The organism is Planococcus rifietoensis (assembly GCF_001465795.2).
Lineage (GTDB): Bacteria > Bacillota > Bacilli > Bacillales_A > Planococcaceae > Planococcus > Planococcus rifietoensis.
Genome location: NZ_CP013659.2, coordinates 3,007,456 through 3,032,153, shown reverse-complemented (window position 1 = coordinate 3,032,153; position 24,698 = coordinate 3,007,456). Strand labels below are relative to the sequence as shown.

The 24,698-nt window shown below is 49.8% G+C and carries 21 protein-coding genes; 14 read left to right on the top strand and 7 right to left on the bottom strand.

Annotation, left to right across the window (positions count from 1 at the left end):
• Positions 1-59 precede the first annotated feature (59 nt).
• The 3 genes from AUC31_RS15050 to pabB all read left to right on the top strand — a co-directional run bounded on the left by AUC31_RS15050 (position 60) and on the right by pabB (position 3,098).
• On the top strand, positions 60-458 hold the full coding sequence (locus AUC31_RS15050) for a DUF1259 domain-containing protein (protein WP_058382405.1): 399 nt from the start codon (positions 60-62) through the stop codon (positions 456-458).
• 296 nt (positions 459-754) lie between these two features.
• The gene (locus AUC31_RS15045; protein WP_058382406.1) at positions 755-1,378 is read left to right on the top strand and encodes an anthranilate synthase component II; all 624 of its coding nucleotides are present in this window, start codon (positions 755-757) and stop codon (positions 1,376-1,378) included.
• On the top strand, positions 1,353-3,098 hold the full coding sequence (gene pabB, locus AUC31_RS15040; RefSeq protein ID WP_058382407.1) for an aminodeoxychorismate synthase component I: 1,746 nt from the start codon (positions 1,353-1,355) through the stop codon (positions 3,096-3,098). Before AUC31_RS15045 ends, pabB begins: the two co-directional genes overlap by 26 nt.
• A gap of 55 nt (positions 3,099-3,153) precedes the next feature.
• Here pabB and AUC31_RS15035 read toward each other — a convergent pair whose 3' ends face one another.
• The 3 genes from AUC31_RS15035 to AUC31_RS15025 all read right to left on the bottom strand — a co-directional run bounded on the left by AUC31_RS15035 (position 3,154) and on the right by AUC31_RS15025 (position 6,679).
• Entirely contained in the window at positions 3,154-3,900 is a 747-nt protein-coding gene (locus tag AUC31_RS15035; protein ID WP_058382408.1) for an ABC transporter ATP-binding protein, read from the bottom strand.
• 1 nt (position 3,901) lies between these two features.
• Positions 3,902-5,533 carry an ABC transporter permease gene (locus AUC31_RS15030; RefSeq protein ID WP_058382409.1) on the bottom strand — a complete coding sequence of 544 codons (1,632 nt, stop codon included), beginning with the start codon at positions 5,531-5,533 and terminating at the stop codon, positions 3,902-3,904.
• A gap of 75 nt (positions 5,534-5,608) precedes the next feature.
• Positions 5,609-6,679: a Fe(3+) ABC transporter substrate-binding protein gene (locus AUC31_RS15025; protein WP_058382410.1), complete on the bottom strand. Its 1,071-nt coding sequence runs from the start codon at positions 6,677-6,679 to the stop codon at positions 5,609-5,611.
• A 278-nt stretch (positions 6,680-6,957) separates the two neighbouring features.
• Here AUC31_RS15025 and AUC31_RS15020 point away from each other — a divergent pair, with 278 nt between their 5' ends.
• Positions 6,958-8,451, top strand: a complete 1,494-nt coding sequence (locus tag AUC31_RS15020; RefSeq protein ID WP_058382411.1) for an amidase — start codon at positions 6,958-6,960, stop codon at positions 8,449-8,451.
• Between the two features lie 82 nt (positions 8,452-8,533).
• Here AUC31_RS15020 and AUC31_RS15015 read toward each other — a convergent pair whose 3' ends face one another.
• On the bottom strand, positions 8,534-9,817 hold the full coding sequence (locus AUC31_RS15015) for an L-lactate MFS transporter (RefSeq protein ID WP_058382412.1): 1,284 nt from the start codon (positions 9,815-9,817) through the stop codon (positions 8,534-8,536).
• Between the two features lie 511 nt (positions 9,818-10,328).
• Complete coding sequence (locus AUC31_RS15010) at positions 10,329-11,006, bottom strand: TetR/AcrR family transcriptional regulator (RefSeq protein WP_237150641.1); 678 nt, start codon at positions 11,004-11,006, stop codon at positions 10,329-10,331.
• 118 nt (positions 11,007-11,124) lie between these two features.
• Between AUC31_RS15010 and AUC31_RS15005 the strand changes: the two genes are divergently transcribed.
• Complete coding sequence (locus tag AUC31_RS15005; protein ID WP_058382413.1) at positions 11,125-12,648, top strand: BCCT family transporter; 1,524 nt, start codon at positions 11,125-11,127, stop codon at positions 12,646-12,648.
• A complete protein-coding gene (locus AUC31_RS15000) occupies positions 12,648-14,693 on the top strand; it encodes a CocE/NonD family hydrolase (protein ID WP_058382414.1) in 2,046 nt (681 codons plus the stop codon). The genes AUC31_RS15005 and AUC31_RS15000 overlap by 1 nt, the downstream gene beginning before the upstream one ends.
• A gap of 69 nt (positions 14,694-14,762) precedes the next feature.
• On the opposite strand, the gene AUC31_RS14995 is transcribed toward AUC31_RS15000, so the two are convergent.
• Positions 14,763-15,434 carry a GntR family transcriptional regulator gene (locus AUC31_RS14995; protein WP_058382415.1) on the bottom strand — a complete coding sequence of 224 codons (672 nt, stop codon included), beginning with the start codon at positions 15,432-15,434 and terminating at the stop codon, positions 14,763-14,765.
• 313 nt (positions 15,435-15,747) lie between these two features.
• Here AUC31_RS14995 and AUC31_RS14990 point away from each other — a divergent pair, with 313 nt between their 5' ends.
• From AUC31_RS14990 to AUC31_RS14955, 8 genes are read left to right on the top strand one after another with little or no spacing between them, the layout of a single operon-like run.
• The gene (locus AUC31_RS14990; RefSeq protein WP_058382416.1) at positions 15,748-16,992 is read left to right on the top strand and encodes a CaiB/BaiF CoA transferase family protein; all 1,245 of its coding nucleotides are present in this window, start codon (positions 15,748-15,750) and stop codon (positions 16,990-16,992) included.
• A gap of 13 nt (positions 16,993-17,005) precedes the next feature.
• The gene (gene leuC, locus AUC31_RS14985; RefSeq protein WP_058382417.1) at positions 17,006-18,430 is read left to right on the top strand and encodes a 3-isopropylmalate dehydratase large subunit; all 1,425 of its coding nucleotides are present in this window, start codon (positions 17,006-17,008) and stop codon (positions 18,428-18,430) included.
• A complete protein-coding gene (gene leuD, locus AUC31_RS14980) occupies positions 18,427-19,032 on the top strand; it encodes a 3-isopropylmalate dehydratase small subunit (RefSeq protein WP_058382418.1) in 606 nt (201 codons plus the stop codon). The genes leuC and leuD overlap by 4 nt, the downstream gene beginning before the upstream one ends.
• A 42-nt stretch (positions 19,033-19,074) precedes the next feature.
• Entirely contained in the window at positions 19,075-19,335 is a 261-nt protein-coding gene (locus AUC31_RS14975; protein WP_058382419.1) for a hypothetical protein, read from the top strand.
• The gene (locus AUC31_RS14970) at positions 19,328-20,824 is read left to right on the top strand and encodes a sodium:solute symporter family protein (protein ID WP_058382420.1); all 1,497 of its coding nucleotides are present in this window, start codon (positions 19,328-19,330) and stop codon (positions 20,822-20,824) included. The genes AUC31_RS14975 and AUC31_RS14970 overlap by 8 nt, the downstream gene beginning before the upstream one ends.
• A gap of 39 nt (positions 20,825-20,863) precedes the next feature.
• Positions 20,864-22,120, top strand: a complete 1,257-nt coding sequence (locus AUC31_RS14965) for an MFS transporter (RefSeq protein WP_058382421.1) — start codon at positions 20,864-20,866, stop codon at positions 22,118-22,120.
• Between the two features lie 4 nt (positions 22,121-22,124).
• Positions 22,125-22,745: a flavin reductase family protein gene (locus tag AUC31_RS14960; protein ID WP_058382422.1), complete on the top strand. Its 621-nt coding sequence runs from the start codon at positions 22,125-22,127 to the stop codon at positions 22,743-22,745.
• Positions 22,745-23,644: a hydroxymethylglutaryl-CoA lyase gene (locus tag AUC31_RS14955; RefSeq protein WP_058382423.1), complete on the top strand. Its 900-nt coding sequence runs from the start codon at positions 22,745-22,747 to the stop codon at positions 23,642-23,644. Before AUC31_RS14960 ends, AUC31_RS14955 begins: the two co-directional genes overlap by 1 nt.
• Before the next feature lie 56 nt (positions 23,645-23,700).
• On the opposite strand, the gene AUC31_RS14950 is transcribed toward AUC31_RS14955, so the two are convergent.
• Positions 23,701-24,630, bottom strand: coding sequence for a LysR family transcriptional regulator (locus tag AUC31_RS14950; RefSeq protein WP_058382424.1), 930 nt, complete (start codon positions 24,628-24,630; stop codon positions 23,701-23,703).
• Positions 24,631-24,698: the final 68 nt, after the last annotated feature.

Below are 24,698 nucleotides of genomic sequence, written 5' to 3'. Positions count from 1 at the left end.
CTTGGGTTTTTTTCGGCGTTTTCTTTTCGGCGTAATTTGCTTTAAGAAAGGGGAACGATATGAAAATCGAACACACTATCATGGACCTGGCACAACAGGTCGGTAACTTGCTTGAGGCAGAAACCGATACCACGGACATGGAATGCCTGATCAAGAAAAACCGCACCGTAACCATTGAATTGCATGATAAAAGTTTTGATTGCACACTGGAACACGATATATCGTTTCGAAACCTGAAATCCGATGGCTCTGCCATGAACGAAGCAGACATCTACCTGCTCCCTGAAGAAGTGCCGTTATTTACGCAAGCATTGCAGCAATACCCAATCGCCTTGCCGACAGAATTTGAACAAAGCATCGACTCGAACCCGAATATTGTGTGTCTGCGACTTACAACAGAGGAACCGCCGGAGAATTTCGCCGCACGGCTCGCTGCTGCATTGCGTCAGATCGATTAAATAGACAAAACCCGGATCGCCAGGCGATCCGGGTTTTTAGCGTGCATCCTTTATTTGGAAAAAGAAAGTTGGCATGTTATGGTGGGCATGCTGGCATATTTAATTATCTGGAGAGGCGAATGTGGATAAACTAGCTTTATGCATTGAAGATTGCGCTATTTATAACCTGTGTTCCGTGAAGTAAACTTAATTCGGACATTCTTCTGATTGCATGCCATTGCATAAGCTATGCTTAATCGCCCCACTCCCTTTATAATGAAACTACGCGACATTTCATTTGAAGAGGAGTTTTTCCCGTGATTGTCATCATCGATCATTACGATTCATTTACATATAATCTGGTCCATTACTTCGAGCGGCTCGGTGCGCGTGTGGAAGTCTTACAGAATGACCGTGCCGTGCTGCAAGATCTCGAAGCCTTATCGCCGGAACTGATCGTGCTGTCGCCAGGGCCGGGCAAGCCTTTGCAGCCGGGCGTCGGGACCAAAGCGCTCGAACAGCTTAGCGGGAACATTCCGATACTCGGCGTGTGCCTGGGCCACCAGAGCATCGTCGAGTTCTACGGAGGCAAAGTCCGTAAAGGCGTCCAGCCTGTCCACGGCAAAGTATCGGAAGTGACACATAGCGGGCAAGGAGTTTTTGCGGGGTTGATTTCACCGACGCCGGTTGTGCGTTATCATTCGCTCGTGGCGGAAATCGATACGCTTCCAGGCATTCTCGAAGTGACAGCAACGGCAGAAGATGGCAGCATCATGGGCGTACGCCATAAAGAATTACCGGTTGAAGGCATCCAGTTCCATCCTGAATCGATTTTGACGAAGGATGGGTTTCAGATGCTCGCGACCGCCTATCAGAACGCCCAATTATGGAATCGTGAAAAGAAAGGAGGCGCACATGATGGCCCCTTATCTGCAGTTTGATTTTGCGAAAGACGACGGAACGCCGGAGACGGTCGCTTTTTCCGAACCGCACGCGGTGCTTGAAGCGAAGTCGCTTAAGGAAGTAGCGGCCGTTTTTGAACAAGTCGACCGTTACACATCGCAAGGCTATTACGCGGCGGGTTATGTATCCTACGAAGCATCGCCTGCTTTTCATCCGGAAATGGCCGTTCGCGACGGTGCTGAAATGCCGCTAGTCTGGTTCGGCATCTATAGCGAAGCACAATCGCCAAAACCTTCAGGCGATGGAAATTATGAAGTGTCGGCATGGACCCTTGAAGGCTCCGTGGCTGAGTACAAAAACGGCATCCAGAAAATCCGCCAAGCCATCGAAGAAGGCGACACGTATCAAGTGAATTACACCGAACGCCTCACCGCGGGGTTTAAAGGCGACGCAAAAGCATTTTACCGGCAGCTTGCGCGCAATCAGCAAGCGGATTACAGTGCGTACTTAGACATCGGCCGCCATCAGATTTTGTCGGCATCGCCGGAATTGTTTTTTCGCATCGACGGATCACGCATCCGCACGAAACCGATGAAAGGCACTGCTCCGCGTGGCAGGACGAGCTGGGAAGATGAGGCTATTTTGGATGTGCTGCTCGATTCGGAAAAAGAACGCGCCGAGAACTTGATGATTGTCGACCTGCTGCGAAACGATATGAGCCGCCTTGCCAAACAAGGGACGGTTCAAGTGCCGAAGCTGTTCCAAGCGGAGAAATACCCGACCGTCCATCAGCTCACGTCAACGGTGGAAGCTGAATTGCCGGAAGGGCTTAGCGTATTCGACTGGTTCCAGGCTTTGTTTCCGTGCGGTTCGATCACCGGCGCGCCGAAAGTCAGCACGATGCGCTATATCGCCGAACTTGAACAGACACCGCGGGAAGTTTATTGCGGCGCAATCGGCTATATCACGCCTGAAAAAAACGCCATCTTCAATGTGCCGATCCGCACCGTTGTTATCGATCAGGACAAATCGGCTGCGCGCTATGGCGTAGGCGGGGGCATCACCTGGGATTCCACATCCGAAGGCGAATACGAGGAATTATTGACGAAAGCCCGCGTGCTGACCGACCAGCGCCCCGAATTCGCCTTGCTCGAATCGCTTAAGCTAGAAGACGGCAATTATCCGCTTGTCGCGCTTCACCTCACGCGGCTGAAAAAAAGCGCGGCATACTTCCGTTTTGCATTGGACGAAGAGGCTGTGGCGAAACAATTGGAATCACTTGCTTCAAACCATGCGACAGGCCTTTTCAAAGTCCGCCTGACGCTTGAGCGCAGCGGCAAGATGGAGTTGGCCGCACAGCCGGCAACCCCGCTCGAGCAGCCGATCCGCTGCGCACTCGCCAAATCGCCAGTCGACAGCCGGAATGCCTTTCTCTATCACAAAACCACCAACCGCAGCATCTATGAACAGCATCAACAGCATGCGCCTGACGCTTTTTCTGTACTGTTATGGAATGACCGCGAGGAATTGACCGAGTTCACCATCGGCAACCTGGTCGCAGAAAAAGACGGCCGTTTCTACACGCCGCCTGTCTCAAGCGGCCTGCTCGGCGGCACCTACCGCAAACAGCTCCTTGAAGAAGGGCGCATCGAAACGAAAGTGCTGAAAAAAGATGAGCTCGACACATTCGACGCCATCTGGTTCATCAATAGCGTTCGTGGATGGATGAAAGTGGAACTTGATAATTATCCTGTGTGAAAATAGGAGTTGAAAAAAGCCGGCCTTCCATGACGGAAAGGCCGGCTTTTCTATATTACACATTGACGACGGGCTGGGATTTCAATACTTCTTCGGATTCGGCAATGGCTTCTTGGCGGAACGTATCGAGCATATCGCACGGGCGCCCGACGAAATCCATTTTTCCGTCTTTCAATTTCACGATGCGGTCAGCGAGGATATGCGCGTCTTTTTCATCGTGTGTTACGAAGATGGAGGTGATGTTCGCCTTTTTCAAAATCTCTCGAAGATCTTTGCGAATTTTCCCTTGCAGCTCGGCGTCCAAATTACTGAACGGTTCATCCAGCAGGATCAAATGAGGGTTCGGCGCAATCGCGCGGGCAATTGCCACACGCTGCTGCTGGCCGCCGCTCAATTGATGCGGATAGCGCTTTTCGTATTCTTCCAATTCGACGAGTTCAAGCATTTCATGCATGCGTCTCTTCTTGTCGGCTTTTTTCATGCCTGACAAGCCGAACATGATATTCGCGGCAACCGTCATATGCGGGAACAAGGCGTAGTCCTGGAAGACCATGCCGATGCCGCGCTTTTCCGGCTGCAAAAATGTCTTGTCGTCGAACAAGGTTTCGTCCTGGATGACCAGGCGTCCATTTTTCGGCCGCTCAAGCCCGGCGAGCAAGCGCAAAATCGTGCTTTTTCCGCTGCCGCTGCGCCCGAGGATCGAAATGACCTCACCTTTTTTAATGTCCAGCGTGAACCGATCAAGTGCAGGGGCCTGTGTATTCGGATAGGAAAAACTCACATCTTCAATGGCGACAAACATATCAATCCATCTCCTTCTCGAGTATCTTATAGAAAATCACAATGGCCAAGGCGCTAATACCGACAATCAAAAGGGAAGCTTGTGAAGCCTCCATGATTTTTTCATCACTTGCGTACTGGAAAGCTTTTGTTGACAATGTATCAAAATTAAACGGTCTGAGGATCAATGTCAAGGGAATCTCCTTGAGTACATCGATGAAGACCAGGATAAATCCACTGATAATCGCGCCTTTCATCATCGGTACATCGACTTTGAAAAAGGTCTTCGTCGGGCCAGCGCCGAGCAGTCTTGAAGCATCCCGGAAGTTCGTGCCGATCTTATCGTAGCCTGTCTCGATCGAATTGTAGCCGATGGCGAAGAACCGAATGATGTAAGCTGCAAGCAGCAGAACAATGCTGACGCTCAGCACCAGCGTCGTCTCAAGGCCGATCGCCAGATAAAGGGGAGCGAGGTAGCCGTCGAGTGCGACAAAAGCCGTGACGACGGCAACCGCGATAACCGCCCCAGGAATCGAATAGCCGAGAACCGTCAGTTTTGGCAAGAGCTTCGTGTATTTGCCTTGGACCATGCGGGCGAAATTCCCGACGATGAGCGCAAGGATGACGATTAAGGTGGCGCTGAGCCCGGCGACAAACACCGAGTTTTGCACATAGCGCATGAACTCTTCCATCGGGATTGTCCCGAAGGTCAACACCGTCCAGTCAACCAGTTGAATGACAGGGATGAAGAATCCAAGGCTCAAGATGAGCATGCCGTAGCCTGCCGCCGCAAAGCCTTTCCATCCGCTCAGCGGAATGAGCTGGAGCGGGCGGACTTTCGTTGAGAAATAGCTGTATTGCCGCCTGCCGCGAAGCAATTTCTCGATGAGCAGGATGATGATGACAAAGCCCATGAGTGAAGCGGCCAGTTTGATCGACGTATCCAAATCCCCAAGGCCGAACCAGCTTTGGAAGATGGCGGTCGTAAAGGTTTGGATGCCGTAATATTTCACGACGCCGTAATCATTCAGAACTTCCAATACAACGAGACTTGCGCCGGCGATGATGGAAATCCGTGAAATCGGCAGCACCACTTGGAAAAACGTGCGCCAAGGGCCTTTGCCGAGCAAACGCGTGCTTTCGATCAATGACGCCGATTGTTCGGACAAGTAAACTTGCGTAATCGTGTAAACATAAGGGTACAAAAACATCGTGTAAATGAAAATCGCACCGGGCAAGTTCATGATATCGAAATATGCCGGGTCCAATTCCATTCCGAATCCCTCGCGCAGCGTCGTCTGGATGGCGCCGGTGAAATTCAAGATGCCGTGGTACGTGTAAGCACCGATAAACGGCGGGATGGAAAGAGGGAGGATCAACGCCCACTTCAAAAAGCGCCGGAATGGAAAATCGTATTGCGCGATCAGCCAAGCGAGGCTCAGCCCGATGAGAATCGTGAAGAACGCTGTCGCGAGCGTCAGAATCAGTGAATTGATGACAAACTGCCGCAATACGAACTCTTTCATATGTTCCCAATTGTCATTCGAGGGCGTGAAAAACCCGGTGACAATGGTCAAGTTCGGCAGGAACAGCATCAGGATGATGACGACTGCCCCTACAGTCCAGATATTGAAATTGGCCAATCTGCGTTGCAAAATCCAGGCACCTCTTTCCAACTCGCAAGAAATCCCTTGCCGCACTAAACCAGCGGCAAGGGGAAATCATTTAGGTTATTTCCAGCCGACTTCGTTGAACAATAGAATCGCTTGGGCATTGTTTTCGCCGAGTGCAGACATCGAGATGTCCTGCTCTTTGAAGTCACCCCATGATTGCAGCAATTCGGATGGTTCCACTGCTTCGTTTACTGGGTATTCATAATTGACGGAAGCAAATGTTTCTTGTGCTTCCGGTGCGGAGAGAAACTCCAGCAATTTGATTGCATTTTCTTGGTTCTTAGCTGATTTTACCACACCCGCGCCGCTGACGTTCACGTGCGTGCCTGTCGTATCCTGGTTCGGGAAGAACACATCGAGGCCTTCAGCCACTTTGACTTCTTCAGGGTCTTCAGAATTCAGCATTTGGCCGAAGTAATACGTGTTCATGATGGCTACATCGCCAACGCCTGCTGCGATTGCTTTCGCTTGGTCGCGGTCGCCGCCTTCAGGGTCGCGTGCAAAGTTCTCGACCATGCCGGCTGCCCATTCTTTCGCTTCTTCTTCGCCGTTCAATTCAATGAAAGAAGCGAGCAACGATTGATTGTAGATGTTTTCAGAGCTGCGGATCAATACGCGTCCAGCCCACTCGTCTTCCGTCAATGCTTCGTACGTGGAGAGTTCAGACGGGTCGACTGTTTCTTTGTCATACAGGATGACGCGTGCGCGTTTTGTCAGGCCATACCACATTTGGTCTTCATCCTGGAAGTTGGCAGGAATCTGCTCGTCCAGCACATCGCTTGAAACCGACTGCAAAATGCCGTCTTCTTTCGCGCGGTGCAGGCGGCCTGCATCAGCTGTCAAAAACAAATCGGCTTGTGTAGCGTCTCCTTCGCGCTTGATGCGCTCAAGCAACTCATCGGCTTCGCCTTTGATCAAGTTGACTTTAATGCCGGTTTCTTCTTCAAATTTCTTGTAGAGCTCATCGTCCACATCGTAGTGGCGGGCAGTATATAGGTTCACTTCGTTGCTGGCAGTTTCTTCGCCGGACGTTTCCGCCGGTTGTTCTTCTGAGCTGTTCGAGCTGCCGCATGCAGCAAGCACGAGAAGCGTGCCGAGCACTAATAAGAATGAAAGCAATTTCTTCATGGGTGTCTCTCCTTTGAATTGGTTGATGAATCTTATTCAAATGAAAACGATTCTCATTTACTAGTATAGCCAGCCATGTATTAAAGTCAACGGTTTTAGGGGGAAACTTGTTTTAAATGTGTCCATTTTCGTTATATTTTAGATAACAAATGGAAGCGCTTAGTTCGAAAGCTTCCCAAAGTCTCATCGACCCCTTGGCTATTTGCCAGTCTCAGGAAATGCTACACTTGAGAATGAGAAACAACGGGACTGATCTAACGGAAACGGGGGCATACGGAATGGATATGAAAACATACTTATCGCTAGACGCGACAGCGCTTGCGGGATTGGTGAAAAAAGGGGAAGTTAACCCAAGAGAATTGGTGGAACTGAGCTTTCAGCGCTTGGATGAAGTGGAGCCGAAACTCCATGCTTTCACAGCTGAGCGCCACGAGCAGGCCTTGCTGGATGCGGAGAATGGAGGAAACGGCATCTTCGGTGGTGTGCCGGTTGCCTTGAAGAATATCTCGCAGGCACTCGCAGGACAGCGCTTGAGTGCAGGATCGAAATTGCTGGCAGACTTCCGCCCGGAACGCGATTCTCATTTCGTCGCGCGCTTGAAAGCGGCCGGGCTTATCCCGATTGGGCACACGAATACGCCGGAATTCGGCTTGAAGAATATTTCAGAACCGGAGCTGTTCGGCCCGACGCACAATCCGTGGAATACGGATCATTCACCAGGCGGGTCGAGCGGTGGGGCGGCGGCCGCTGTCGCATCTGGCATTGTGCCCGTCGCAGGGGCCAGCGACGGTGGCGGCTCGATTCGCATCCCTGCATCATTCACGGGTTTGTTTGGGCTCAAGCCGACACGCGGCAGAACGCCAGTCGGACCGGGAGCCGGACGGCAATGGCAAGGGGCATCGATCGACTTTGCGCTAAGCCGGACGGTGCGGGACAGCGCTGCGCTGCTCGATGCATTGCAGGTCGTCCAGCCGGAAGCCGCGTTTCAAACACCGCTATTCACTGGGAAATATACGGAGCAGCTGAACCGGGAGTTTAGCGAGCCGCTGACGATCGCGTTCTCGCTGGAATCGCCTGTCGGAACGCTGGTGTCAGAAGATGCGAAACAAGCCGTGCTGAAGACGGTGCGCTGGCTTGAAGGGCAAGGGCATAGAGTCGAAGAACAAGCTCCTGATATCGACGGCATCCAATTGATGCGCGAGTATTATTTGATGAACAGCGGAGAAATGGCGCTGCTTCAGAAAAACCTCGAGAAAACATTCGGCCGGCGCTTGTCAGAAGACGATATGGAAATTGAGTCCTGGCTTTTGGCGACTGCCGGCAAACGGGTTTCAGCCGCCGATTATTCCGCGAGCCTTGCCGCATGGGACGCAGCTGCCGCGAAAATGGCAGAATTGCACGCGCGTTTTGATTTCTACATTACTCCCGCGACAGCGCACCCTGCCCCAGAAATCGGCGAATTAAGCCATTCTAAAGAATCGCGTACGCGCTTATTGCAAGCACTCGACATGGCGCGTGATACCACCGATCAGCAAGAACTGATCTATGCAATGTTCTTGCCGAGCCTCAGCTACACGCCGTTTACGCAGCTGGCGAATTTGACCGGCCAGCCGGCGATGTCTTTGCCGCTTCATGTGACCGAGGCGAACTTGCCGATCGGCGTCCAAGTGATGGCGCAAAAAGGAGAAGAGCATCGCTTGCTCCAATTGGCGAAACAGATCGAACAAAGCGACTTATGGGTTGGCCAGCGCGGCAACCCGTTCTTTCAATAGAACTGAATTGGATGATGTTATTATAGTAGGAAACACAAAAAGCCCTGGAAAAGGAATTCCTTTTCCAGGGCTTTCATTCGTTTTAAGAAGAAACGGCTTGCTGGGTCGCTTGGACCTTGTCGTCGTTTTCGTAATTGCGTTCCACGCGGCGGATGTCCATGCGGATCAAGATGGACAAGACGAGCGCAACGGAGATCAATCCGATGAAGATATAGAAGACGGGTACATAGCTGTTAGTTGCAGCATAGACTTGTGAAACGATTGCCGGCCCGATGATGCCACCGAGAGACCAAGTCGTCAGTAAATAACCGTGGATGGCGCCAAGCTGTCTTGTGCCGAACATGTCGCCGATAAACGCCGGCAAGTTCGAAAAGCCGCCGCCGTAGCAGGAAACGATGAGCAAGATGAATACTTGGAAAATGATGACGTTCGTGATGCCCGGAAGCATGACGAAAGCGACGATCTGAATGATGAAGAACATCATGAACACAGTCGGGCGCCCGATATAATCGGAAATCGCGGCCCAACCGAGGCGTCCGCCGCCGTTGAAAATCCCCATGATGCCGACAAGTGTCGCGGCACCTGCTGCCGTCAAACCGACCAGTTCCTGAGCCATTGGAGAAGCGACCGAAATAATCATGATCCCGGCGCTCACGTTGATAAGCATCATCGTCCACAGCATCCAGAAGCGGCGTGTTTTCACGGCTTGCCTGGCTGTCAGTTGTGCCAAGTCTTTTTTCATGACTTTTTTGCCGGAAGCAAGGTCCGCTTCCATTCCTTTAGGCATGAACCCTTCAGGCGGCGGTGCGATATAGGAAGCGCCGAGTGAAATCAAGATGAAATAGCTGATCCCAAGAATATAGAAAGTAGTCGTTACGCCGACAGAAGCAATCAAGCTCGCTGCAACCGGTGCGGTGATGAGTGCACCGGCGCCAAAGCCCATGACGGCCATGCCAGTCGCGAGGCCGCGGCGGTCAGGAAACCATTTAACGAGTGTCGAAATCGGCGCAATATACCCGACACCGAGCCCCATCCCGCTCATGAATCCGTATGTAAGCAGGAACAGTACGAGTGAATCGATTTGAGTCGCGAATCCAGCGCCAGCTTGTCCGAGGCCGAACAAGAAGGCCGCCACCATGGCGGATTTCCGGGGCCCGTTCTTTTCGACGAAGCCGCCGAAGAACGCAGCGGAAATCCCGCCGAGTGCCATCATGATCGTGAAGGCGTAAGTGATTTCTGTTGGAGACCAGCCCATCGTTTCGCTGATGGGTTTCGTATAGACGCTGTAAGCATAAGCCGCTCCGATCGACAATTGGATCGCGATGGCGGATAAAGCAATCAGCCATCTGTTTTTGTTAGTCTTCATTGTGAAATTCCTCCTTTGTGAGTGCAACTGTTCTTTCGAGAATACATGCTTTTCACTATTTCGACAAACTAATTTTCAGAATAGAAAAACTAATCTAATAAGAAAATGATATCGCTATTAATGGCGAGTGTAGATTCACGCTCTAAAGGAGCTAAAAATCGCTTGTTTTTAATGAAAAAGGAATGAAACAGGTGTTTCAAAGTAAGCGTTTTCAAAAAACAACAACTTAGATTGGGAGTATATGCTCATTTTTCACTAAGGGAGAAAATTATTGGTTTGAAGGAGAGATTCTATGTTTGGGAGAGAGTAGAGGTGCTTGTAATCCAGTGTTCATGCGGCTTTAAGGCTTTGCAGAAAAGGAATTTCAACTATTCTGAAATATTCTGTCTCAACTGTTATTTTCTCTCTTTTAGCCAGATAAATGCTATTTCAGGCAATATAATTATGGGGATATAAGAAAACCGGAAACACCTCGGTACGTGAGGGATTTCCGGTTTTAAAAGTTGCTTCGTCAATTCACTTTCATCTGGACGATATCGCGGATATAGGCCATGACCCGTTCTTGTGCTTCTTCCGGGCTGTAGTCATTTCGGTGATTCAAGTAGTTTGAAAACATCCCTTGCCACACCAGGTTAGTCAGTTCATTCAATTCCTCGGCTTGCTGCTCATCGAGCAAACCGGATTCTACGATAAAGTGGATGGCATAACGGCCGCGGTCCGTTAAGCTGCGTTTCTTCAACCCTGGCAGCAGTTCATCAGGAACCGTCACCAAGTCCATTGGATACAATTCGTAATAATGCGCCAGCATGTTCTCGGGATGATCCCCAAGGTCCATCAGGAAAACGGCGTTGAAAATTTCTGGCATTGAAAATGAGTAGCGGCTGAAGCAATCCCATGCAGCGAGGTATTTCTCGATGGGATCGTCTGCTTTTTCCATTTCTGCAGTCACCGTTTCGATATAGGGACGCATGAACTTCAAGGAAGCAAAAAACAGCAAATGGGATAAATCATCAAAGTAATTATAGATAGTAGCGCTGTTATAACCTGCTTTATCGGCGACTTTCCTTATCGTAACGTGGCGAAATCCTTCAGCTTGGATCAATTCCTCTGTTGCGTCGATAAAATAAGTCCACATTCTCCGTTTTTTTAAATTTCGTTTCTCCATATCCAACTCCACCATTTCTGTCATATGCGATCTGCCTAAACGACTGTTGATTTCTTTTATACTACCATGCTAACCTAAACATAGTAAAAAAAGTAATCATGATTATAAATTAATCTTGATTAATAATTCAAGGGGGAATTGGATGAATAAAGTAAAAATCGATCCGGTGGTGTTTTGGTCTTCGTTGGGAGTCATTGTTGTCGCAACTTTGGCGTTGGTTCTTTTCAGGGATACGGCAGAACCTGTGCTGAACACCATGTTGACTGGCATCACTTACAATTTGGACTGGGCGTTTCAATTTCTGACATTTGGCTTATTTGTATTGCTCATGTATCTAGTCTTCAGTAAATATGGAAAAGTGCGTTTGGGGGAGGAACCTCCTGAGTTCTCGACCTTTAGTTGGGGAGCCATGCTGTTTTGTGCGGGGATGGGCACAAGCATTATGTTCTGGTCGATGATGGAACCGATGTATTACTATATGGGACCGCCGTTTGGCTATGAGCCGAACAGCAGCCAGGCAGCGGAATGGGCCGTTACTTACGGATTGTTCCATTGGGGTATTTCGGCTTGGTCGTTATATGCTTTGCCGACAGTGACCATCGCCTACTCGTTTTTCGTCAAGAAGAATCATTCGTTGAAAATCAGTTCGGCGTGCCGTGGCATTTTAGGTAAACATGCAGATGGCTGGCTTGGCAAAATCATTGATATTCTCGTGATTTGGAGTTTGGTTGGAGGGCTTGGAACTTCACTAGGCCTTGGTGTGCCGATGGTGTCCGCAGTCATCGGTGAAATTTTCGGCGTCGCCCAATCGCTCACTTTGAGCATTATCATCATCGCGGTTTGGGTCGTCATTTACAGTGCCAGTGCGTACGTCGGGCTTTATAAAGGCATACGCAAGCTCAGTGACTGGAATGTTTATTTAGCGCTTGGCTTGGCGATATTTGTCTTATTGGCAGGGCCGACACTGTTCATCTTATCGAACTTTACGAATAGTTTCGGGCTGATGCTGCAAAACTTCGCTTTCATGAGCTTCTCGACAGACCCAATCAATCAAGGTGGATTCCCACAAAGCTGGACGGTCTTCTATTGGGCATGGTTTGCGGCAACAGCACCGTTTATCGGATTATTTGTCGCCCGGATTTCACGCGGCCGCACCATCCGTGAATTGATTACGCACATTCTCTTATGGGGCTCGGTCGGCAGCTGGCTGTACTTCGGGATATTTGGCGGCTATAGCTTGAATTTGCAATTGAGCGGAGCACTTGATGTCTTAGGCGTGATGAGTGAAAGCGGCGACCCGGCGGCAATCGTTGAAATTTTGAAGAGCTTGCCGCTGAGCTTTTTGGTACTGCCATTCTTTGCTGTTCTTGGCTTTATCTTCTTGGCGACTTCATTGGATTCAGCGACTTATATCCTTGCATCGATCACGACAAAAGAGCTGTCGGCAGGGCAAGAGCCTGCACGCTGGAATCGCATGCTTTGGGGAATGGTGCTGGCGGCACTTGCCATCTCGCTGTTATTGATCGGCGGGTTGAACGTCATTCAAACCTCCTCGGTCATCGTCTCGGTACCGGTCATCTTGCTGTATGGCTTATTGACGGCTTCATTGTTGAAATGGCTGAAAGAAGATTATCCCGAACAGATGGGTAAAGGAGCGGAAAAATAATGGTCTTTAACGTAAGGGAAAGCACGCGCAAAGTGAAAGAAGAATTTCCACATGAAGTGGAAGTGACGGATCACTTGTGGATTCCGATGTCTGATGGTGTCAGGCTGTCTGCGAAAATTTGGATGCCAAAAGCGGCAACCAAGCTTAAGGTGCCCGCGGTGCTTGAATACTTGCCGTATCGGAAAAACGAATTCACCGCTTTGCGCGATTCATTGCGGCATCCGTATTTTGCCGGCCATGGCTATGCAAGCATCCGTGTGGATATGCGCGGCTGCGGTGATTCGGAAGGCATCATGTACGATGAGTATGCCAAGCAGGAACAGGACGATGCACTTGAAATATTGGATTGGATCTCTGCTCAAGACTGGTCAAACGGCGCGGTCGGGATGATCGGGAAATCCTGGGGAGGTTTCAACGGCCTTCAAGTGGCCACTCGCCAGCATCCGGCATTAAAGGCCATCATCACCTTGTGCTCGACTGATGACCGCTATGCAGACGATGTCCATTATAAGGGAGGCGCAGTGCTCGCTTCGGATATGCTGTGGTGGGCTTCGACGATGCTTGCTTACAATGCGCGCCCGGCAGACCCGGCACATGTCGGGGAAGGGTGGCGTGAAAAATGGCTGGAACGTCTGGAGAAGACGCCGCCTTTCGTGGAAGAATGGATGCGCCACCAGCGGCGTGACGCGTATTGGAAACATGGCTCGATCTGTGAAAATTACGAGGATGTCCAAATTCCGGTCTACGCAGTCGGAGGATGGGCGGATGGCTATACAAACGCGATCTTTCGCATGATGAAAAACTTGAAAGGCCCGAAAAAAGCATTAATCGGCCCGTGGGCGCATGAATACCCGGAAGTCGCTGTGCCAGGGCCGCAAATCGGATTTCTTCAGGAATGTCTCCGCTGGTGGGACCAGTGGTTGAAACAGGAAGACACGGGCATTATGGAAGAAGCGCCGGTCCGTTTGTGGATGCAGGATGCAGTGCCGCCGAAAACGGATTATGATGTGCGGCCGGGAGAATGGGTGGAAGAGCAAGCGTGGCCGACCCCCAACACAGAAGATCGAAACTTTTATTTGGGAGATCTCGATTTGGCTGAAGCACCGGCTGAAGGTCAAGAGTGGCTGAAAAACCACCAGCATCATGGTTTGTATGCGGGCGTCTTTTGCCCGTTCGGACAACAAGGAGATATGCCATCGGACCAAGGCATCGAAAATGGCTTGTCCAATACTTTCACCAGCGCGGAGCTGGGACAAGACTTGCCGATACTTGGGTTTCCGGTTATGACAGTGAAGCTGAAGAGCGATCAGACACGCGGTAACTTGGCGGTGCGATTGAGCGAACTTTCACCATTTGGGACTTCCAAGCTGATCAGCTGGGGGCAATTGAACCTGACGCATCGAAACAGCCATGAATTTCCGGAAGACGTACCGGCCGGAGAAGCTTTTACAGCTACCATCGAACTGGATGCAATCGGCTATAAAGTACCGAAAGGCCATCGTCTGCAAGTTTCGATTTCACCGAATTATTGGCCGCACGCTTGGCCTTCGGCAGAAGAAGCAAATGTCTTATTAATCAAAGACGCAGAGACAAAACTAACGCTTCCGGTTTACCACAAGGAGATTCCTTCAAGAGAACATTCTCCTTTTGAGCAACCGGAAACAGCAGCAGTGCTGGACCGTGAAGTGCTGCGCGAAGCTGGGCGTACCCGTGCCATCCGGCATGACACCGTCACCAATGAGTGGCTGCTGGAAGACTTCTCGGACGAAGGATGCCGTCGATTGCCATCGAACGGCTTGGAATACGGCAGCACTAACCGTAATGTCTATCGGATTGTGGAAGGAGATCCGTTGTCTGCAAAAGTGGTTTGCGACTGGACCTTGACGCTTGGCCGAGGGGAATGGCAGACCCGTCTAGAATCCACCAGTACAATGTGGGCTGATGAAAAGAAGTTTTACGTGACGAGTGAGTTGGCCGCGTTTGACGGCGACGAAAAAGTGTATGATACCTGCCGTGAATTTGAAACGGAGCGGGATTTCAATTAAACCCAAAAAGAGACAGCCCAGGGCTGTCTCTTTTTGGGTTTTTGATTATTATTGCCTTCTCGGCAACCGTTATTGAACGTTCTCTTTCCATATTTCCAATTCAGGATTGCTCAATTGCTTCAATACATCATCCCGCCCTTGGTAAATATGTTCTTGCATGGCAATTTTCGCACGCTCCGGTTCTTGATTTTCGATCGCCTTCCAAATGGTGTTATGAACATCCAATGAGCGCATCAATTGGTTTTCGTTATACCAATAGAAGGAGCGGAAAATGAGTGGCACCACTACTACTTTGGAGATAAGCGACATCAGGTACTCGTTCTTGGTAGCTTTGTAAATCTCTTCGTGAAACGCTTGGTTCGCTTGCTGCAAGCTGCGGATTGAGTATATGTCCTCGCGGTCCAATTCATTGATCGCTTTTTCATAGGCTAAATTTTTATTGTGGATTTTTTCTAAATCTTCATCTGTCCGGTAAAGGGCGGCTTCGCTCGTGCCGTAACTTTCTAGCAGTGCCCGCACATTATAGATTTGGCGAATGTCTTGGATGGTGAATTCACGGACTGTGTAGCCCCGGCGTTGGAATGGGGTGATAAGGCCGTCTGATTCAAGCTGTTTAATCGCTTCTCTTACCGGGGTCCTGCTGACTTGAAAGCGTTCAGCCAATGCCTCTTCCGTCAAACGCTGGCCAGGAGGCAATTTGCCGATGATGATTTCATTTTTTATCATTTCGTATGCGTTCATTTTCAACACCTCTTATTTTATTGTATACAAAAGCGGTTTTAGAGACAAACGTATCAGTTTTAGTAGAGGTATGTTTGTTGGATTTAAAGGAATCAGCTAAAGAATTAAAATTTAATTGTTAAAGAGCATTGACCATATTGTATACAATGTGTTATTTTTTTATCAATTGCTAATTATCCGAAAATTTATCCGTGTTAATAGAATCACGCCGCATCAATGCCTTTCGTTCATCAGGGAGTGTTTTGCTTACTGGAGCAGATGTGGAAAACGGACAGATTGGATACAATGCAAAAAACAAATGGGGGTGCCACATATGACAAACCTACAAGAAACGATCGATATCCAAGGCGAACCACAACAAGAAGACAGGCTGCCGCTGCAGGGAGTTCGCGTCCTGGAATTGGGCACCTTGCTTGCCGGCCCATTTACGGGAAGGATGCTCGGGGATTTTGGAGCAGAAATCATTAAAATCGAAGCGCCTGATAAAGCGGATCCGCTGCGCGAATGGGGGCAGCAAAAAGATGGAGAAGGCTTGTGGTGGCCGATCCAGTCGCGCAATAAAAAATCAGTGACCTTGAACCTGCGGACGGCGGAAGGACAGGAGATTTTTAAAGAGTTGGTTAAAAATGCCGACATCATCATTGAGAATTTCCGTCCTGGAACCATGGAGAAATGGAACCTTTCCTACGAGCAATTAGCTGAAATCAATCCGGGCATCATCATGACGAGAACGTCTGGATATGGCCAAACCGGCCCTTATAAAGAAAGAGCTGGATTCGGCAGTGTTGGCGAAGCGATGGGCGGCATCCGAAACGTTACGGGCTTTCCCGATCGTGCACCTTCGCGCATCGGAATTTCTATTGGAGACACGCTGGCCGCGCTATTTGCCACCATCGGAACACTGACGGCACTTCATGAGCGTCATCATTCCGGAAAAGGGCAGGTGGTCGATACGGCCATTTATGAATCGGTCTTTTCTGTAATGGAAAGCACCATTCCGGATTATTTGCTGGCGGGCTATGTGCGCGAGCGGATGGGCAATATTTTGCCGGGTGTCGCGCCATCAAATATCTATAAAACAAAAGACGATACGTATATCGTCATCGGCGCCAATGCCAACGGAGTCTTTAAGCGTCTATGCGAAGCGATGGGCGAGCCGGAGCTGTTCGACAATCCGAAGTACAACACCCATCACGCCAGAAGCGAGAACATGACGGAGCTGGATGAACTCATCGAAGCCTGGACGAAGCAGCAAGATACGCAAGTGGCGCTCGAAATTTTAGCGGAAAAAGGCGTACCCTCCGGATTGATCTATACCGCCAAAGACATTGTCGAAGACCCCCATTATCAAGCACGCGAAATGATCATCAAGCGGGAACATCCGACACTCGGCGAATTCCCAATGCCTGGAGTCGTCCCGAAATTGAGCAGGACGCCAGGTGAAGTGAAGCACGTTGGAGCGGAGCGGGCAGGAAAAGACAATGCACTCATTTACGGAAAAATCTTGGAATATGGCGAAGAAAAACTGAAAGAGCTGGAGGAGCGCGAAATCATTTAAGGAGTGATGGGTTTTGGGAAAGACATTATATGAAAAAATTTGGGACCGGCATGTAGTGGCCCAACAGCCAGAGCAGCCGGATATTCTCTACATCGATCTGCATCTAGTGCACGAAGTAACTTCCCCGCAAGCATTCGACGGCTTAAGGCAAGCGGGCAGGAACGTGCGCAGGCCAGACAGGACTTTGGCGACTATGGACCATAGCATACCGACCCTTAACCGCGACCAGCCCTTTGAAGATGAAATTGCGCAAAAGCAGGTAGAGGCGTTGCGTAAAAACTGCGAAGACTTTGGCATCAAACTTTTCGATCTTTTCCATAAACAGCAAGGCATCGTCCATATCATTGCACCCGAACTCGGATTGACGCAGCCAGGACAGACGATTGTCTGCGGAGACAGCCATACGGCGACGCACGGGGCATTCGGCACATTGGCATTTGGCATCGGCACGAGCGAAGTTGAACATGTGCTGGCCACGCAAACTTTGAAGCAAAGCAAATCCAAAACGATGGCGATTGAATTCCAAGGGCAATTGCCGACCGGTACTTCGGCGAAAGACTTAATCTTGGCGTTGATCGGGCGATACGGGCATGATTTTGAAACCGGTTACACAATCGAATATCGCGGCGAAGCCATCCGCAAGCTGTCGATGGAAGAGCGGATGACTGTCTGCAATATGTCGATCGAAATTGGCGCAAGAGCAGGCATGATCGCGCCGGATGACACGACATTTGCGTATTTGTCAGACAAGCACTATGTCCCGGAAGGTAAGCGGTGGGAGCAAGCACAAGCAGAATGGAAAAAATTGTACAGCGATGAAGACGCGGTATTCGATAAAGTGGTGGAATTTGATTGTGGCAAAGTAGAACCCCAAGTGACATGGGGAACCAACCCCGGCATGGTCGTTTCAGTGAATGGCCAAGTGCCTTCGCTGGAAGAGCTTTCTTTAGAGCAGCGAAAAATCGCGGAAAGCGCTTTGGCGTATATGGGGCTGGAACCGGGAGTAAGGATGAAAGACATTGAGATCGACACGGTCTTTATCGGCTCGTGCACCAATGGCCGCATTGAAGATTTGCGGGAAGCGGCGGCTGTCGTAAATGGCTACCACATAAAAGGCGGCATTCGGGCACTGGTCGTTCCAGGTTCCCAAGCAGTGAAAGCACAAGCTGAAACCGAGAACTTGGATCGCATCTTTAAAGATGCTGGATTCGAATGGCGGGATGCGGGATGCTCCATGTGCCTCGGCATGAATCCAGACATCGCTAAGCCTGGAGAACGGGTGGCTTCCACTTCTAACCGGAATTTTGAAGGCCGGCAAGGACGCCAGTCAAGAAGCCATTTGGTCAGCCCAGCTATGGCTGCGGCCGCGGCAATTACCGGCCGCTTTACCGATGTCCGGGACTGGCCGCTTAGAACCGGGGAAGGGGTGACAGGATGAAAGCGCTGAAAACTCATACGGGTACATTGATGCCGCTGGACCGTGCCAATATTGATACAGATGCCATCATCCCAAAGCAATTTTTGAAACGTATCGAAAAAAGCGGCTACGGGCAATTTCTCTTTTTCGATTGGCGTTTCAATGAAGATGGCACGGAAAATGAAGAGTTTATTCTAAATCGCGAACCCTACCGCAACGCGACAGTTTTGCTGACGCGGGATAATTTCGGCTGCGGCTCGTCGCGCGAGCATGCGCCCTGGGCAATTGAAGACTATGGATTCCGCGTTATTTTGGCTTCTTCTTTCGCGGATATCTTCTATAATAACTGCTTCAAGAATGGCATTTTGCCAATCCAATTGCCTAAAGAACAGATAGAAGAACTGTTTAGCAAAGTTGCGGCACAACCCGAATATGCCTTGACGGTGGATTTGGAGTCGCAGGAAATTCGAGATTCCAACGGCATGACAAAGCATTTTGAAGTAGATGACTACCGAAAGCATATGTTGCTTGAAGGGATGGACGAAATTTCCGCAACGATCCGGCATGAGGAGCAAATCGATGCATTCGAGCAACAACACCGGCTTTACTATAGCCTGCAATAAGGGTGAAGGTTCAAAATACAGCATTTAAAAGGAGCTTCGGATATGGAGAAAAAACAAATTAAAGAGCCGATTCGAAAAAAATGGATTTGGATCGCTTTATTGTTGATTGTGATCGGAAACGTCCCTTGGTATTTGCCGGTTGGCTCCTATGAACCCTTGATTTTCGGTGTTCCTTATTGGGCCTTGATCATTTTGGCGTTTTCGCTGATTTTATGCGGATTTTTAAGCTGGGTGACGCTGAAAGAATGGGATATTGTGGAAGATGAAGAAGAAGCGGAGAAGAGGGGGAGAGTAAATGAGTGATTTGGTGTTTGCAGGCCTAGATGGCGTATTGATTCTGTCAGCTTATGCAATCGTCATGCTATTGATCGGCTATTTCTCAGGCCGTGGAGACAAAACGCTCCATGACAGCTTGAGCAATTATTATCTGGCAGGGAAAAACTTAGGGATTGTGGCGCTGTTCTTCACGCTTTATGCCACTCAGTACAGCGGGAATACCATTATCGGCTATGCTCCGACCGCTTACCGCACCGGTTTTTCCTGGCTGCAGTCGATTTCCTTCATGACCATCATTATCGGGGTCTATTTGCTCTTTGCTCCCCGCATGTATGTCGTATCGAAGAAAATGAATTTCATTACACCGGCTGACTGGATTGCGCATCGCTTCAAATCGAAATCGGTGACGATCCTGGCTGTCGTACTCATGCTTTGGGGCCTTGGAAACTACCTGCTTGAACAGTTGGTGGCGATTGGCCATGCGGCATCAAGTTTGACGGGAGGAACGATTCCGTATCAAGTGGCAGTGATCGCCTTTGTGCTGGTCATGTTGATCTACGAATGGTTGGGCGGAATGAAAGCGGTTGCCTTCACTGACGTTATGCAAGGCTTGGTTTTGATGGTCGGGATTGTCATTTTCCTGGTCGGGGCAGTCTATCTTGTGGGGGGCGATATCTCTTCTGCAACGCAGTACATCGCCACGAATGAACCCGCGAAACTTGGGGTTCCGGATATGATGACGTCAATTAATTGGTTCAGCATGCTGCTGTTGGTCGGGCTCGGGGCGGCGATTTATCCTCACGCCGTGCAGCGGATCTTCGCAGCAGACAGCGAACGCACATTGAAACGCTCGTTCTCGCGTATGGCATGGATGCCGCCGATTACGACAGGCTTGGTGTTTGTCATCGGGATTTTGGGCATCGCGCTCATTCCGAACTTGGATACAACCGGTTCTGAACAATTGGTCGGATTGATGGCGAATGAAATTGCCGGCATCAACGGATTCTTTTACTGGGTCATGATCATTTTCTTCGGGGCGATCGTAGCTGCGATTGTCTCCACGGCTGACTCTGTGTTATTGAGTTTCTCGTCCATCGTTTCCAATGACATCTATGGCCGCTTCATCAACCCAAAAGCTCCTGAGAAGAAAAAAGTGATGGTCGGGAAAGTGACCGGCGTCGTGGCGGTTGGCTTGCTATTGTGGATCGCTTGGAATCCGCCCGCAACGCTTTATGAGATTTTCGTGCTGAAATTTGAATTGCTCGTCCAAGTATTCCCGGCATTTGTCTTGGGACTTTACTGGAAGCGCATGGCGGCACAGCCTGTATTCTGGGGCATGTTGGCCGGAGCGATCATTGCAGGCGTATTGACATGGACTGGCTACAAGACAGTGTTTGGCATCCACGGCGGCGTCATTGGACTCGCTGCTAACTTCTTTATCGCTGTTGTCGGTTCGTACCTTGTACCGCTGACGGTCGAAAAAGAAGCGGAACTCAAAAAAATCGATTTGGCATAAACGCTTTTGCTTTATGCTGAACAAGAATGTGGCGATCAAATGGACAACTCTACACTTGTGAAACCATTTAAATCGATCAATCGCTGGCACATGCTCGGATGGCTGCTTGTTGCCCAGGTGATGGTCGCATTCATCGGCCGGAGCCTGGCGCCGCTCGGAGTATTGATCGGGCAAGATCTGGCACTGACGAAGGCTCAGATCGGCATGCTGCCGGCTGCCTTGTTCCTCGGCCAATCCATTGCATCCATACCCGCAGGATTTATCGTCGACCGCATCGGTTCCAAACGCTTATTGCTGTATTTGTCTTTCGGCCTCGGCGGCGCTTTTATGCTGATGGCCATCAGCAGTAATTACTTTTTCGTGCTGTTGATGGTCGCTATCGGTGGAGTAGGCTACGGCACGATGCATCCGACGTCCAATAAAGGGATTCTGCACTGGTTCCAACAAAAGCGTGGAACGGCAATGGGCATCAAGCAAATGGGCGTGACATTAGGGTCGGCTCTTTCGGCCCTTTTGCTATTGCCATTGGCAGCAGCTTGGGGATGGCGGATGGCATTACTGGCAGCATGCGCTTTGTTGATGGCGACAGGCGTGCTTGCTTATCGTTTTTATCGGGATCCGCCCTCAGCCGAGCCACATGAGCCGGAAAGAAAAATCAGCTGGTCTTATTTAAAGGAATCGATCGGGGCCATGTTTCGCCATAAACCGCTCGTTCTTCTCAGCATTGCCGCTATGGGCTTGAGCGGAAGCCAGTTGATATTGAATACCTATATCGTCTTGTTCGCTTATGAACAACTCGGGCTTAGCCTGCTGCTGGCGGGCATGCTGCTAGTCATTTCAGAAGTCAGCGGCTCTTTCGGGAGAGTGGCCTGGGGAATCATCAGCGATACGATTTTTAAGGGACAACGCTTGATTGTGCTAGTTTACATCGCGGCGCTGTCTATCGGCATTGCTTTAATGGTCACACAGCTTCCTGAAGGGATTTCATTTTGGGCAATTGCTTCAGTTGTCGCCGTTTTCGGCTTTTGTATTTCAGGATTCAATGGAATCTGGATGAATGCGGCTACGGAACTTGTGCCTTTCAAGCAGGCCGGAATTGCCAGCGGCTTCACTTTAATGGTCGGTTCATGGGGCGTGATCATCGGCCCGCCGCTATTCGGCTATATAGTCGATCTCTCAGGAGATTTCAATTATGGCTGGTTCTTTCTATCTTTCGTTTTGCTTTTCGTCATTGTCCTGCTTTTATGGGCGAAGCGATTAGCAAATAAAGAAACCCAGCATAACAAGGGAGTGTAAAAGGATGAATATTGATTTGCGCAGCATAGACACGAAAAAAGCTTATAAATTGATGACAGGATCGATTGTGCCCCGGCCGATTGCTTGGGTCTCTACTATAGACGAAGACGGCAACCGCAATTTAGCACCTTTCAGCTTTTTTACGGTTGCCTCGCGAAACCCGCCTACATTATGTATTTCAGTTGGTCCTGGTGTCGGCGAAAGGGAAGGAACCACTAAAGACACTTTGTCGAATATCCGAAGCACCAAGCAATTCGTTGTCAATATCGTGAATTCCCCACTGGGCGACGAGATGCACATTAGCTCGGATAATTTGCCTGCGGAGGTGGATGAGTTTGAAGCTGCAGGGCTAACGCCGCTTGAGAGCATCAATGTGCAAGCACCGCGTGTAGGCGAAGCGCCGATTTCTTTCGAATTGGAGCTGGATCGAATCATCGAACTTGGCAGCGATCATCTGATTTTGGGAACAGTTGTTCAATACCATATCCAGGATGAATATTATCTTGGCAATTATAAAGTAGACCTTGAAAAGCTCAAACCGCTGGGCAGGCTGGCAGGAAATTATTGCGAAGTCGATAATTTGTTCACTTTGCCCAGAGTAAAAGTGGAAGAAGGGATCAAGTGATGGACGATAAGGTAATCATGACCGATGTGACAGGCAGGGACGGATTTCAAATGGAAAAGGACTGGATCGCTACCGAAGATAAAATCAACGTCATTAACGAGATTATCGCAGCGGGGATTCCGCGCATCGAAGCGACTTCATTTGTTTCGCCGAAAGCCGTTCCGCAAATGCGCGATGCACGTGAAGTGATCAAAGGAATCAACCGGGAAAGCGTGGAAGTGATTGCACTCGTGCCTAATGTGAAAGGTGCCGAGCTGGCACTAGAAGCAGGCGTGGATGAAGTGAATTACGTATTGTCCATCAGCGAAACGCACAACCAGAAAAATGTTAGGAAGACGGTCGGTGAGTCTATTGAAGGGGTCAAAGACATCCAGAAGTTAATGGATTCTTCGAAGATAACGGTAAGTCTAGCAACAGCATTTGGCTGCCCGTTCGAAGGTTTGTATGAAGTCGACAAAATCCTTGGCAATATCGAAACTTTGACAGCAGCCGGCCTCAGCCGATTCACGATTGCCGATACGACCGGCATGGCGAATCCTGTGCAGATGACGGAATTCATCTCCACGATTAAGAAACATTATCCGCAACACTATTTCGGGCTGCATCTCCACAATACGAGAGGGATGGGCCTGGCGAATATCTACGCGGCGTATCAGGCGGGGATGCGCCATTTCGACGCAGCTTTAGGGGGCATCGGGGGCTGTCCGTTTGCTCCAGGTGCGAGCGGCAATGTCTCTTTGGAAGATGTGGTTCATATGTTCGAATTCATGGGCGTGCCGGTTGACGGCGAGCTGCCGAAATTGCTTGAAGCTGCACTCAATATGGAGAAATTGCTTGGCAGAACGCTCCCGGGACAAGTCATGAAATCAGGGCAAGCCGATAAAACACATATTGCGTAAGAAAATGGCAAGAGGCATTCAGCCTCTTGCCATTTTTTCTATGGGACGGGGAAGGGTTATTTGTCTGCCACTCCCTTTTTCGTATGCACCGATACTTTTTCGTCGAGAACGTAAGAGTCGAGAAAGTCCAAGAACAGCTGGGCGGCTTGTGTATGGAAGCTCGCGCGATGAGTGATGTAATGGAAACGGCTCTTGTTCGGAAAATCGGCCAGCGTAATGGCGCCGATCGATCCTGTTTTTGTTTCGCTTTTGACGGTGGATTCCGATAGATAGGAAATGCCGAGGCCGAGCGCGACCGATTCTTTGATGGTTTGGGAGCTGCCGAAGCTCATCACTTTTTTCGGCGCAATGCCGAGTTGTGCGAACAGCTTGTCGGTCACATCGCGCGTGCCGGAGCCGGGTTCGCGGATGATCCAGGTTTCCGCTTCAAGCAAACGCCGGTCGACCTGGGAATGGCGGATGATCGGATGGTTGGGGCGTGCGATGATGACCATCTCCTCTTCGGTGAACAATTTCGTGTCGACATCGCTGCCGCTCGCTTCCCCCTCGACAATAAAACCGATATCGAGTTCCTGCTTATGGATTTGCTCGATAATGGTTTTCGAGTTGTGAATGGTGATGTTCGGCGTGATATTCGGGTGGCGCTTGCTGAAGGCGTAGATGATGCCGGGCAAAAAGTATTCGCCGAATGTATAAGCGGCGCCGATCGACAAAGGCATGGCCGTTGATGGCTCGAGTTCCGTTAACGCCAGTTTTAATTGGTCATATTTTAAAAGAATTTCTTTGGATTGAGCGTACATCACTTGCCCGGCTTCAGTTAATTGGACGTATTTATTGCTGCGCTCGAACAGCCGGACCCCTAATTTATTCTCCAAGGCTTTGATGCTTAAGGAGATCGCGGAAGGTGTCATATGCAATAGTTCAGCTGCGCGCGTAAAGCTTTTTTGTTCAGCGGTCGTGACGAAAATTTCCAGTTTGTGATCCATATCTCCACCTCGATGAGTTTTTTTCATTATACTATTAAATATATTTAATTTTACTTATTTGAATAGCT